Source organism: Streptomyces sp. NPDC006691, assembly GCF_042869955.1.
In the GTDB taxonomy this organism is placed as follows: domain Bacteria; phylum Actinomycetota; class Actinomycetes; order Streptomycetales; family Streptomycetaceae; genus Streptomyces.
The window spans coordinates 72,218-85,398 of sequence record NZ_JBIAGW010000017.1; the positions used below are offsets into that span (position 1 = coordinate 72,218).

Annotated in this window: 9 protein-coding genes; 5 read left to right on the forward strand and 4 right to left on the reverse strand. The window is 69.6% G+C overall.

Annotated features, from left to right (window positions below):
• Positions 1-86: 86 nt before the first annotated feature.
• On the reverse strand, positions 87-725 hold the full coding sequence (locus tag ACFYNP_RS29630) for a hypothetical protein (RefSeq protein WP_388789694.1): 639 nt from the start codon (positions 723-725) through the stop codon (positions 87-89).
• 477 nt (positions 726-1,202) lie between these two features.
• Positions 1,203-3,623 carry an ATP-binding protein gene (locus ACFYNP_RS29635; RefSeq protein ID WP_388789697.1) on the reverse strand — a complete coding sequence of 807 codons (2,421 nt, stop codon included), beginning with the start codon at positions 3,621-3,623 and terminating at the stop codon, positions 1,203-1,205.
• 147 nt (positions 3,624-3,770) lie between these two features.
• Here ACFYNP_RS29635 and ACFYNP_RS29640 point away from each other — a divergent pair, with 147 nt between their 5' ends.
• The 3 genes from ACFYNP_RS29640 to ACFYNP_RS29650 all read left to right on the forward strand — a co-directional run bounded on the left by ACFYNP_RS29640 (position 3,771) and on the right by ACFYNP_RS29650 (position 7,832).
• Positions 3,771-4,250, forward strand: coding sequence for a hypothetical protein (locus tag ACFYNP_RS29640; RefSeq protein ID WP_388418244.1), 480 nt, complete (start codon positions 3,771-3,773; stop codon positions 4,248-4,250).
• A gap of 756 nt (positions 4,251-5,006) precedes the next feature.
• Positions 5,007-6,218, forward strand: coding sequence for an ATP-binding protein (locus ACFYNP_RS29645; protein WP_388789700.1), 1,212 nt, complete (start codon positions 5,007-5,009; stop codon positions 6,216-6,218).
• A gap of 801 nt (positions 6,219-7,019) precedes the next feature.
• Positions 7,020-7,832, forward strand: coding sequence for an SDR family NAD(P)-dependent oxidoreductase (locus ACFYNP_RS29650; protein ID WP_388789702.1), 813 nt, complete (start codon positions 7,020-7,022; stop codon positions 7,830-7,832).
• 333 nt (positions 7,833-8,165) lie between these two features.
• Here ACFYNP_RS29650 and ACFYNP_RS29655 read toward each other — a convergent pair whose 3' ends face one another.
• Positions 8,166-8,717, reverse strand: coding sequence for a DUF4383 domain-containing protein (locus ACFYNP_RS29655; RefSeq protein ID WP_388789705.1), 552 nt, complete (start codon positions 8,715-8,717; stop codon positions 8,166-8,168).
• Between the two features lie 369 nt (positions 8,718-9,086).
• On the opposite strand from ACFYNP_RS29655, the gene ACFYNP_RS29660 reads away from it, so the two are divergent.
• Positions 9,087-10,616, forward strand: coding sequence for an SDR family oxidoreductase (locus ACFYNP_RS29660; protein ID WP_388418230.1), 1,530 nt, complete (start codon positions 9,087-9,089; stop codon positions 10,614-10,616).
• 138 nt (positions 10,617-10,754) lie between these two features.
• Positions 10,755-12,125 carry a cryptochrome/photolyase family protein gene (locus ACFYNP_RS29665; protein ID WP_388789708.1) on the forward strand — a complete coding sequence of 457 codons (1,371 nt, stop codon included), beginning with the start codon at positions 10,755-10,757 and terminating at the stop codon, positions 12,123-12,125.
• 42 nt (positions 12,126-12,167) lie between these two features.
• On the opposite strand, the gene ACFYNP_RS29670 is transcribed toward ACFYNP_RS29665, so the two are convergent.
• Entirely contained in the window at positions 12,168-13,169 is a 1,002-nt protein-coding gene (locus ACFYNP_RS29670; protein WP_388789711.1) for a MerR family transcriptional regulator, read from the reverse strand.
• Positions 13,170-13,181: the final 12 nt, after the last annotated feature.

A 13,181-nucleotide genomic window follows, 5' to 3' on the forward strand; every position in this document is an offset into this window, starting at 1 on the left:
GAAAGGGGCGCTGCGGATTCCTCGGGAGCCGTCGGATCGAGATCGTGCACCGGTCGCCGGCGCGTCGGAGCCGAGGTGACGTGCCGTCAGTCGAAGTACACGACAAGCCTGACGCCGTCGTCGCCGAAACGGCCGGCCAGCGCCGCCATGACGGCGAACACGTGCTCCCAGCCGGTGCCCGGTCCGATCGCGTTCCCGAGGGTGAACCCGCTGTACGTCACCTGGGTGGTGCCCACCGACCATTCGCCGAAGGGCAGGTCCGCGGGACATAGGCCGCCGACCTGGGGCCCCATCCTCCGCAGCAACTCCTCCGAGTCCCACTGCTCGCCGATCCAGAATCGGCTCTCCGTGTACGCGCCCCGGCCAGTCCGGTCACGCAGCAGGACCACTCCTCGCAAGCCCGCAGGCGACGCCGCCAGGTCGGCCCGTGCCAGTTCCGCCCAGCTCACCCACGTCGGGCTGTGCGTAGCCGCATCCGTGCGCTGGGCCCCCTCGAAGTCCGCCCGCATCGCCGCCGAGACATCGGCCGGCAGTCCGCGCTGCCCGGCGAGCGGCTCCCACCCCCGATAGTTGCGCACCCCGAACAGCAGGGCGAACGCCGCGTAGTCGCGCTCGCCGTAAAGCGGCGACAGGTCCATGCACCGCTGCCACGGCTCCCACTCGAACCAGTCCTCGTCGGCGTTCGGATCGCGGATCTCGATACAGCCGTAGATGTCGGTGCCCATGGCCCCGAGGCTAGGTCGCGACCTGGCGTGATGGCCAGCCGGTCGCTCCCCGCGCAGGCCTGCGCGTCTCCGACAGGAGATGCACGGAAATGACAGGCGGGTGGTCATGAACTCGTCCGTCCAGAGCGTCTTGGCCACCAGGTCGTCATCGACGCCGGCACTCGCCTGATCGTCGTGGCCGGCGGCCGCCCCCGCCAGGCAACCGCAACGACTCCAAGGCATGGGAGCCGGAGCGAAGGCAGCCGTGGGCACGGCCCCTCACGATGCACGACCCTTCACGATGACCGACGGCGGCTATCTGGACACCGGACTCCTCATGCCCCGCCGCCGCAGCCCGACGCGGAGTTGCTCGACTGGAAGCAGCGGCGCAACCGCTCGTACAGACTCCCGTGAACAGGTCCATGCCCGCGTCGATCATGTCTTCGCCCGTCTCGCCGCCGTCGTCATCCGACTCCGGACACGAACCGGGAACAGTCCCTAGCCCTGGCCCGGCTCTCGGGCCGGCTCCGGCTCGCGGCCCCGGTCTTGACCCTCGTCCTTGTCCAAGGCGTCGAGCCAGGCGACGAGCTCGGCGGTCTCGGGGGCGGTCAGCTCGCTGTGGATCGTGATTGCTCGCTTGGCGTGGTCGCGGGCGGCATCGGGGTCGTCCTCGGCGAGAGCGTGGGCGAGGCCTTGGTGAGCACGGACGATCTGCGGAGTGTTGTCGATGGCACGGGCGATGCTCAGCGCCCGCTGATGGCGACGGCAGGCGGCATCGTGACGGCCCGTGGCCTGGTACGTGACACCGAGGTCGTTGAGGAACTCGCTCTCGGCCCGTCGGTCCCCTGTCCTGCGGCTCAGGGAGACCGCTCGTGCCTGGTGGCGGACGGCCTCACCGAACTCTCCCAATTGCCGGTAACCGGTGCCGATGTTCGTGAGGGTCAAGGCTTCGCCCCACGGATCACCGATGCCACGGTAGCGATCGAGGGCCCGGCGGTGGTGGTCGAGCGCCTCGGCAGTCCGCCCGAGTCGGGCGAACACGGCGCCGAGGCTCGTCAGGCTCAGGGCCTCGCCCCAGGGAGCGTCGAGGTCGGCATAGAGGGACAAGGCCTGCTGGTGAAGGTCGATGGCCTCCTTGTCCTCCCCCATCGCACCTTGCGCGATGCCGAAGTTGGTGAGGAGGACGGCCTCGCCCCACGCGTCGCCGATCTCGCGGCACAGGGCCAGGGCCTCCAGACCCCGGCTGAAGGCGTCCTCCTGCCTCCCGGCGTACCAGCAGGCGATGGCGAGACTGGTGAGGATCTCGGCGTGGGCCAGGCGGTTGTCGAGCTTCTCGGCGGCGGCCAGGGCGAGTTCATGGGTATCGACCCAGTCCAGGGTGCGGCCTCGGATGTCGAAGAAGTGCTGGAGGACGTGGGCATATCGCCAGACGTGCTCATCTCGGCCCCGGGTGGCGGCGCTGGTGGTCAGCGCGACGAGATTCGCGTGCTCGGCCTCGTACCAGCCCAGGGCGGACTCGCGGCCGCTCACATCCGGCGCGTCGACGGGCGGCCGGTCGATCTCGAACGCGACCAGCCGCTGGCCCGGTGCCACCACGCGGCGGGCGTTGAGCGCGGTGAAGAGGTAGTGGTCGAGGAGCCGAAGCTCCGCCTCCTCCTGCCGCGCGGGCGGCTCGGTCTCGCGCAGCACCTCCAGTGTGTGCCGACGGACGAGGTCGTGCAGTTGGTAGCGGTGGGGTACGTACTGTTCCAGCAGGTGCACGTCGACCAGTTCCTCCAGCCCCTGCCGCGCCGTCGCCTCATCCGTGCCCGCCAGCGCGGCGGCCGCGTACGCGTCGAAATCGGCACCGGGATGCAGCCCGAGGAGCCGGAGCAGCCTTTGGAGGTCGGGGCTCAGGCGCGCGTAGGAGAGGCCGAAGGCCGTCCTGACCGCGTGCCCGTGACCGCTGTCGCCGGACAGGCCGGAGCCCGCGCGGAGCTCGGAGACGAGGTCGTTCGCCGTCCATGCGGGCCGGTGGGCAAGCCGGGCCGCGGCCATCCGGATGGCCAACGGCAGATATCCGCACAGCTTGGCGATCTCGGCAACCGCCTCGGGCGCATCACCGACCCGGCCGCGACCTGCGATCCGGACCACCAGCGCGCACGCGTCCGCCTCGTTCAGCACAGTGAGCGACAGTGGGACAGCACCCTCCAGGGCGAGGAGGCGACGCCGCGAGGTCACCAGCACCGCGCAGGAGGCGGAACCCGGCATCAGCTGCCGGACCTGCTCGGCGTCGGCGGCGTTGTCCAACACCACCAGCGCTCGCCGGCCCGACAACGTCGTACGCCACAGGGCCGACCGCTCCTGAAGGGAGTGCGGGATACGCGCGCCGTCGACGCCGGCCATGCGCAGCAATGCCTCCAGAGCCACTGCTGGTGCCGTCGGCGCGTGCCCGGGGGTGAAGCCGTGCAGGTCGCAGTAGTACTGCCCGTCCGGAAACCTGTCGGCCATGAGATGGGCCGCGTGCACCGCCAGCGAGGTCTTGCCCACGCCCGCCATGCCGTCGATCGCCGACACCACCACCGCGTTCGTACCGGCACCGAGCAGGTCCGAGAGCCGAGTCACTTCGTCGGTGCGCCCGATGAAGTCCGGCATGTCGTACGGCAGATATCGTCGACGCTCCAGGGCGGCGTCGGGATCTACTGCCCCCTCCCGCTCGTCGGGCGAGGCCGTGGCGAGGAGGCGCTGCCGGTCATCCGTTCCCAGCCCGAGCGCCTTCGCGACCTCCCGCACGGAGGCGACGCGGGGCACCCGGTTCTGCCCGCGCTCCAGCGCACGGATGGTCCGGGCCGACAAGCCGGCCCGGTCCGCCAACTCCTCCTGGGTCAGGCCGGCTCGCCGCCTGAAGTCACGCAGCACCGTATCGAACCGCTCCCGCATGTCCTCCCCCTCTTCCCGAAAGACCTGGACCGTGCGGCCTTGCGCCACCCGGCTCTCTTCCTTGGGGACTGTGGCTGACCCGGCACAACGTCCGCTGAACGTCCGCTGGACGTCCTGTCGGTGACAGGCGCCGGACGGCAGCATCGTATGCGTCCCACCGAGCAGGACGCGCACCGTCAACCCCCAGTTCCACAAGGGCTGTTGACGCTGGGCTCGGCCGCGGCGCGGCCGGGGACGACCACCGCACATCTCATCGTCGACCGGGAGGCCAGCATGATCAAAGGTCGGATCGCACGGACCGTAGCCACGACGGCGCTCGTTCTGGGAGGAGCGCTTTCCATCACGCCTGACGCACTGGCAGACAGCGGCTCGTCGGCCGCCGGCGCCGCCCTTTCCGGCAACTCCGCACAGGCATCGTGCTGGGGGCAGCGCGTGTTCGGCAGTGCCGGTCATCACGGGAACAAGACCTGGTGCAACTCGGGCCGGTATCGCGAAGTGATCACGTGCGAGACCCTCGGGGGCTACAAGTACATCCACTACGGCCCCTGGGTGTGGGCAAGCGCGGAGAGCACCGCCTGGTGCAACCTCGGGGACGAGATCATCGGGGACTACACGCAGGTGGGTTGAGCAGCAAGCTCCCCCGTCCATGAGGGCCGGCCTCAGCCAGACTTCCCACTGGGGCCGCCCGCCCGGATGCCGTGGACCGCCCCACGTCAGCAGCACCTCAACCGATCCCGGTCGCGGCCGCCGCGGGCCGAGCGGGCCCACCTCATTCGTCACAGCACGGGATCCAGGTGCAAAGGCTCCCGAGGCTGAAGCATGCCTGCGTCTTGTGGGACGGCGTCAGGGTTCAGCGCTGGAAGGGCGGCCCGCCTGTGCGACCGTGACGTCGCTGCGAGGCTGCCCAGGGCCCACTCGTCGCCCGCGTGGCGCCGGTGGGGCATCACCAACCCGGTACCCGGGCAGTGACCTGCTCGGGAGCCGGCCACTTCGATGGTGGGTGGACAGCTCGTTGAGGACTTGTCCGTCCCTGCCGACTACTGGCGCCTCTACGCGCCGGGGCCGTTGTGGTCCCCATCTGTGCAGGTGGGAGGACATCCTGGTCCACGTCAGCGTGGCGGCGGGGAGCAACGGGCCGGCCCCCGGTGAGGGGTGGGCGCGTCGCTGGACGGGCTTACGCGCCTGTTGATGAGATTGCGGACCTCGGGGCTACCAAGAGCGGTGTCGCACGCGGCTTCGCCGGGCCCGTGGCAGCCATCCGACGCCAGTGGCGACCGCGGGATCGAGCATCTCCCGACAGGCTCTCACCCACCTGTCCATGCACTCGACAAACACGGTCTGAACTGGTGTTTCCCAGGGATTCGCTGAGGCTGAGGAGTTCTGATGGAGAGCATCGGAGGGGACGTCATGACCGAGGAAGCCAGCAAGTACGACGCCAGCCAGATCCAGGCGCTGGAGGGGTGGGAAGCTATCTGGAAGCGGCCCGGGATGTACATCGGCTCGACCGGTGAACGCGGCCTGCGCCAACTGGTGTTCGAGCTCGCCGATCGCTCTGTGAACGAGGTCCTGGCCGGCCACGCCAACTGCGTCGACATCACTCTCACATCCGACAGCGGCGTGTGTGTTGCCGACGATGGACGGGGCATCCGCATCGACGAAGCGGGGCACACCGGCATCTCCGGCCTCGAAGCCCTGCTGACCCGCATGCAGGCCGGGGCGGGGCCCAGTGGCCGCCACGATGTGACGCTAGGCCTCTGCGGGATGGGACCCTTCGTCGTCAATGCCCTGTCGAGCCGGATGACTGCCGAGGTACGGCGTGGGGGAGCCCGCTGCGTTCAGGAGTACGAGCGCGGCGTGGCCACCACACCGCTCACCGAGGCGGGCACGTCGACCGGTAGCGGGACCACCATCACCTTCTGGCCCGACGCTGACATCTTCGGAACCGCGGAGTACTCGTTCGACGGGTGGGCCGAGCGTTTCCGGGAACTGGCCTTGCTGAACCGGGGCTTGGAGATCTCTCTGACCGATCAGCGCCGACCGGGCGACCCCCGGTCGGCGCGGTTCCGGTACCCCGACGGCGCGCGGGACTTCGTGGCCATCCTTGATGAGCAGAAGGATGAACCCGTTCATCCGCACATCATCGGCTTCGAGCGGGAGGAACCGCGGATGGCGGGGACGGTGGAGGTGGCGCTGCGTTGGCGTGCCTCCCGTGACGAGCGGGTCCGTAGCTTCGCCAACAGCCGGCCCACTGACGGCGGCACACACGAGCGCGGCTTCCGCGACGGGGTGGCGACCGCAGTCACCGCATACGCACGGGAACGGCGGCTGCTGACCGCGTCGGATCCCGATCTTGAGGCCGATCGGATCGGCGAAGGTTTGACAGCGGTCGTGTCGGTGAAGCTGGACAATCCCACGTTCGAGGGCTCCACGCGCGGCTGGCTGGGTAACGCCGCCGTGCGCGCCTGCGTCGAAGAGTCCGTCCGGGAACACCTCGGCAGGTGGCTGGCAGGACATCCGGAACAGGCCACAGCCTTGATCGACCGGATCGTCCAGGGCGCGGCCGGGACTGGCCAGGGAGGGGCCGACCGGGGTTGATCTCGTTACAGAGCCGACGATGGTTCCAACTCTCGTGGCCAGGTTCCAACTACCGCGTCACGGCTCAACGTCGCGCATCAGTGGAGCTGTAGGTGGACGACAGATCCGGTGCTGATCCGACAGTTGGCTTGACGTTCAACGTTTGGCGTCGACGCGGCTCGTACTTGATCAGTGCTTCGCGGTTCAGCGGATGTGCAGGCGGCCTTCGCCTGATCCTGTGCTCCGTCATAGAGGAACGGGACCAACGCGAAGGCTGTAGGCATGAGTTTGGTGGACCAGGTGTCCTGCGGGATGCGTTCGCGGAAGTGTCACGCTTCCGGTCAGACCGGACCGCTCGTTCCGCCACACATTCGGCCGGGGCGAGGTCAAGCACCAGATAGTGCCGGACTGGTCGTACTCCGTCGTGGCCGCCCTGGAGACCGGCCGAAGTTCGTCCTGCCGTGCGTCGGCCTCAAGCTCATCGCCATCCTCGTCTCCACGGTTCCGGGTCTCGGCCGACTTCGTCGGCGGCTGCCGCGACCGACCCGCATCAGAGCATCGTCAAAGACGTCCAGCCCCTCTTGAGCACCCCCTCGCAAGGCAGTTGTATGGGAGTCGTGAACAGCAGTCCGCGCCATGACGACCGGCCACCTCATCAGGTGTAGCCCGGTAGCGCCCGCTGTTCCCGCGCCGGCTCTCTGAGCCGTGCCTCCCTGCGCCCCACGTCGCCGCGCCCACGCAGGCGGCGTACGTGCGCTTTCACCCCTCACGCCAGGCCGCCCCCGGGCACAGCCTCGTCGTGCCGTCAGTCGGGAATCCACCATGTCTTCCACCTTGCTCACCGGTACCACCGTTCTGGTGACCGGAGCCACCGCAGGAATCGGTTTCGAAGCCGCACGGCAGCTGGCCCAGCGCGGAGCCACCGTCCTCGTCCACGGCCGCACGGCCGACAACGCGCAGGCGGCGGTCGACGCGCTCATCGCGACGACTCCCACCGTCGACGCGCGCCAACTCTGCCCCGTCTCAGCCGACTTCATCCACTTGGAGGAAGTCGAGGCCATGGCCCGCAGGGTCATCGAGACCCACCCCCATCTCGACGTCCTCGTCAACAACGCGGGGATGGCGGCCCCCGAGCGACACACCGTCACCGCCGACGGCAACGAGATCGCCTTCCAGGTCAACTTCCTCGCCCACTACCTGCTGACCTGCCTCCTGGAACAGGCGCTGACCAGCACCCCCGGCGGACGCGTCGTCAACGTGTCCTCCTCGCTGCACCGCACCGGCAGCATCCAGTGGAGCGACCCCAACCGCTCACGGCGCTATTCCCGGCTCGCCGCCTACGCCCAGGCGCAGCTCGCGCTGACCGTATTCGCGTCCGACCCGCGCGTGGCCGCCGTCTCCGTCCACCCCGGCATCTGTGACACGGCACTGCTCCCGCTGTACGCACACGAGGGGGCCACGCCCGCCGAAGGCGCGACACACGTGGTACGCCTCTGCGACCCCGCAGTCGAGATCGTCAACGGCGCCTACTACGACCGTGACCAGCGGGTCGACCCGGCGCCGGCCGCGACGGAGAACCGTTCGGTACAACGCCTCAACAAGCTGGCAGCCCTGCTCGTAGGCCACACCGCCTGACTCGTCCACTACCTAGGTTACGGAGAGCACCCTCATGTCCAAGCGTGCCCGCAAGAAGAAGGCCCGGCGAAAGAGGAACGCCAATCACGGCAGCAGAGCCGGCAGCTAGCTCTGCCACGACCTCCGAGGGGGCGGACCGGCCCGGCGGACAGTCCGCCCCCTCACTCGTTCCACCACTTCGCATCAGAGGATTTGCCACGATCGAGCCTACGCTGCCGCAACTGCCTTCATTCCTGGGCTGGTTCCCGTGCGCATCGGTCGGGCGGACCGCGCTCGTCGAGCACGTCATGAGGCCAAGCTCGACCTCCCCCGCCCGCAATCATCCGCCCTGCCCTATCGTGCACGGCCGGTATTGCTCCCGGTCCCCGGCAAAGAGGCGGGGGCACGGAGCGCAGCGCGTCGTGCGGCGGCCTCGCGGGCTGCCTGGCGTGGGTGCCGACGCCGCCAGTAGGGGTTGTCGTGCGGGAGCCGACTGGTGACACGCCCGTACATGCCGAACGTGAGGATGACCAGTCCCATGAGGAAGCTGAACACCACATTGGTCATGCCGAAGCCAAGGAAGTTGGCTGGCTTGTCGAGGATGAAGACGTGAGCGAATCCGCTGAGCAGGAAGAGAGCTCCGACGCTCATATTGACGGTCGAGGCCACATTTCCTCCCACGATCGCACCCGCGATGAGGACCAGGCCGAAGATGACGGAGAGGAGGCTCAGGACGCCATTGGTGCTCATCCCGGCGATGTGGCTGCCGTGGGTATTGAAGGGACTGAGCTGATCGGCGAATCCCAGGCACCCGAACAGCAGGAGTACCAGGCCGCAGAGGGCAGCGCCCCAGCGATAGACCTGCGCGAGCTTGTGATCCGTCGGGAACTCGTCGTGAAGTTTCATGACGTGATGCCTCTCTGAGCCGAATTCCTCCTGCGCACTTACTGGCTCTTCATGGGGAGCGGCGTATTCGGTTGCACTCACAAAGCAATTCACCGAATTGGCCCTGCGCCGCTTGGCCGGCCACATCACACCCCCAGCACCCGCTGCCTGCGGGCATGCCGCGCGTCGGCCTTCAGCCAGCAACCCCGTATTGGGTCTATCTGCCGTGCGGGCCGCGTAGGGCGGTAAGTGGCTGGTGGCTGTCAGTGGCTGGCCGTAGCGCCTTCGGACTCGGGGCGCTTCCGGTGCATCCGGTGCAGCACTCCTGGCGGACGGATCAAAGGTAAGGACCGCTCGGCGGGCGGCCGGAAGCCGATTCGGGAGCGACTGATGGGATCTGGTGCGACAGCGGGTGTCACCTGCCTGGTGACCGGGGCGACCGGCTATATCGGGGGTCGACTGGTGCCGGAGCTGCTCGCGGCCGGCCACCGGGTGCGCTGTCTGGCGCGAGCGCCGGAAAAGCTCCGGGACTACCCGTGGGTCGGTGACGTGGATGTGGTGCGGGGCGACGTGAAGGACGCCGCCTCGGTAGCCGCAGCGCTCCAGGACGTAGATGTGGCCTACTACCTGGTGCACGGCCTGGGAACGGGCCGCGATTTCGAGGACACGGACCGCGACTGTGCGCAGACGTTCGCCGATGCCGCGGAGGCCGCCGGCACGGGCCGGATCGTCTACCTGGGCGGTTTGACGCCGAACGGTGTGCGGCCGGAGGACTTGTCGCCGCATCTGCGGTCGCGGGCAGAGGTCGGGGAGATCTTTCTGCGTTCGTCCGTGCCCGCAGTGGTGCTGCGGGCCGCTGTCGTCATCGGCTCGGGTTCGGCCTCCTTCGAGATGCTGCGGTATCTGACCGAGCGGCTTCCGGTGATGGTCACCCCGAGCTGGGTCGGCACGCGCATCCAGCCCATCGGTGTACGCGACGTCCTGCGCTATCTGACGGGCAGCGCCTCGGTCCCTGAGGGCCTGAACCGTGCTTTCGACATCGGCGGCCCGGACGTCATGACGTACGAGGAGATGATGCGCCGGTACGCCGAAGTCGCGGGACTGCCGCGGCGGCTGATCGTGCGCGTCCCCATGCTCACGCCGCGCCTGTCCAGCCACTGGATCGGCCTCATCACCCCCGTCCCGCGTGCTCTGGCCCGACCGCTGGCCGAGTCCTTGCGGCACGAGGTCGTCTGCGACGAGCACGACATCGCCCAGTACGTGCCTGATCCGCCGGGCTCCCCGCTGCCCTTCGACCGGGCCTTGGAGCTGGCCTTGCGGCGCGTTCGTGACGCCCAGGTCACGACTCGCTGGTCGTCCGCCACGCTGCCCGGTGCGCCCAGTGATCCCCTGCCCACCGACCCCAACTGGGCGGGCGGCAGCCTGTACTCCGACAAGAGGCAGCTGACGGTCGACTGCTCTCCGGCGGCCTTGTGGCGAGTGATCGAAGGCATCGGCGGTGAGAACGGCTGGTACTCCTTCCCGCTGGCCTGGGCCGTGCGCGGCTGGCTCGACAGGCTGGTGGGCGGGGTTGGCCTGCGCCGCGGCCGGCGGGACGCCGAACGGCTGCGGGTGGGTGACTCGCTGGATTTCTGGCGGGTGGAGGAGATCGAGGCGGGGCGACTGCTGCGGCTGCGTGCCGAGATGCGGCTGCCCGGGCTTGCCTGGCTGGAGCTGCGCGCCGACCGGGGCCCCGGCGGACGGGCCCGGTACCGTCAGCGCGCCCTGTTCCACCCGCGCGGTCTGCTGGGCCACCTCTACTGGTGGAGCGTCTCCCCCTTCCACTCCTTCGTCTTCGGCGGAATGGCCCGAAACATCGCCCGTGCGGCCTCGGGAACACCGCCCGCGCGGCGACGGCGCGGCCGCGGCCGCAGGGCCTGACCTCGCACGCCGCGGCGTTCAGGCCGCATCCGTCGCGCGGTCCAGCGCGGAAGTAGCGGAAGTATCAGCCGCACATCCGGGTGCGGCCGGATCTCCGGATCATCAAGCGCCCTTTTCCACTGCTCTCAAGGGGTCGGTATGAGCGTCTCCGTCGTCCTGTTCACCTCCGACCTGCGAGTGCACGATCACCCGCCCCTGCGGGCCGCACTGGCCTCAGCCGATGAAGTCGTTCCGCTGTTCGTCCTCGACGACGCCGTGGCCCGGGCCGGTTTCGCCGTCCCCAATCGCCGGGCCTTCCTCGCGGACTGCCTCACCGATCTGGATGCCGCGCTGCGCGAGCGAGGAGGGCGTCTCGTGGTGCGGTCCGGCGATGTGTACGCCGCGGTACGGCAAGTGGTGTTGGAGTCCGATGCCGACGAAGTGCACATGTCGGCCGGCGTCAGCGGCTACGCCGGCCGGCGTGAGGAGAGGCTGCGGCGCATGCTGGGGGCCGAGGGCAGACGCCTCTACGCACATGACGGTGTCGTCACCGCGGTGGCGCCGGGCGCGCTCGCGCCGGCCGGCGCGGACTCGTTCGCCGTGTTCACCCCCTACTGGCGCCAGTGGGACCAGGTGCGGCAGCGCACGCCGCTGGCCGCGCCCCGGGCCGTGCCCGTCCCCGATGGCCTCTCCTGCGATCCGCTTCCCCGGCGACATGAGATCGTCGGGATCTCCCCCGCGCTGGCGACGGGTGGCGAGAGTGAGGGACGGCGCCTGCTCGCGTCCTGGTTGAGCACCGGCATCGACACCTACGAAGAGGGTCACGACGATCTCGCGGGCGACGCCACCTCCCGGCTGTCGCCTCATGTGCACTTCGGGACGCTGTCCCCCGTGGAGGCGGTCCACCGAGCCCGCCTGGCCGGCGGCGCGGGGGCCAGGGCCTTTGTGCGGCAGCTGTGCTGGCGGGACTTCCACCACCAGGTGCTGTCGGCACGACCGGACACCGCTCATCTCGACTACCGTCCGCGCGACGACCACTGGCGCAACGAGGCCGACGCGGGTGAGGAGATCGAGGCGTGGAAGCGAGGACTGACGGGATATCCGATGGTCGACGCGGGCATGCGTCAGCTCTCCCAGGAAGGCTGGATGCACAACCGCGCCCGCCTGGTGACCGCGAGTTTCCTCACCAAGACGCTCTACGTCGACTGGCGCATCGGCGCCCGCCATTTCCTGGATCTCCTGGTGGACGGAGACATCGCCAACAATCAGCTGAACTGGCAGTGGATGGCGGGCACCGGCACCGACACCCGCCCCAACCGGGTCCTCAACCCCGTGCTCCAGGGCAAGCGTTACGACCCCGACGGCGAGTACGTACGCCGCTGGGTCCCCGAACTGGCCGATCTGCCCGGAGCGGCGGTGCACGAGCCGTGGAAACTCCAGGGACTGGACCGGGCCCGCTTCGAGTATCCCGATCCGCTCGTCGACCTCGCCGACGCACGCGCCCGCTTCCAGCAGGCCCGCACCCCCTGAGCCTTCCAGCAGGCCCGCACCCCCTGAGCAGGGAGCAGGGAGCTACGCCGAGAGGTGCGTCTCGATGGTGTACAGGGCGGCACGTAGGCCGGTCAGCCTCCCCCACCCCGGTGCGAGCGGCGCCCCGGCCCAGCCGGGCCCGGCCAGCAGCAGCTGGGGGTGCTGGCGTGCGCCCTTCATGCCCCATCCGATCCCGGCGACCTGACGGGCCAGCTCCGGCAAGGCCGTCGCCCGGCTCTGGGACCACAGGACCACCAGGGCCGGGCCGATGCGGCGCACCGCGTCGGCCAGGGCGCCGGCCGGCAGGGCAGGACCGAACATCCGCACCGGCAGGGCCCGTTGGGCCAAGCCGGCTGCGAGAGCTTCCAGCGGCAGGCTGTGCTGCTCCTGGGGCGTGCAGGCCAGCAGCACGGGGGCCGGACCCGCACCCTCGGCAGTCGTCTGCGGCAACCTCTGCAGGGCGCATGACACCTGCCACGACAGCAGGTGCTCCACCTCTACGTACCGTTCCCCGGCGGTCGCCCATTTGCGGCCCACCGCGTGGAGGGTGGGCATGATGATCTCTTCCCACGCGGTGACCAGGCCGTGTTCTTCCAGTGCGTCGGTCAGTCGCTGGGCGACGGCCGGGGCGTCGAGGCGGACCGCCGCACGAGCCAGGCCCCGGCATTCCTGGCGTACGTCGCCCAGCGGCAGCGCGTCGCGCCCGCCCGGGGTCCGCCCTGCGACGGAATGCGCGACAGGAGCGGATGTCACGGCATCGGCCGAGCCCTTGACCCGCAGCTTGAGCGCCGTGCGAGCGGCCTCGGCCGGCGGAACGCCGAGTGCGGCCAGCCGGCACATTTCCTGGATCGTCGCCACGTCCTGCGGCATCCACCGCCGGTGACGGCCGTCTTCGCGCTCGGCCGGGCCGATGCCGTAACGGCGCTCCCAGGACCGCACCGTGGCTGGTGAGACTCCGAGGCTGCGGGCGACCGCTCCAGTGGTCAGCGGGGAGTGCTCGCCCGGAGCCTCGACGGCGGGGGTGCGGGCTACGGGACTGGTCATGCTCCCACTCTA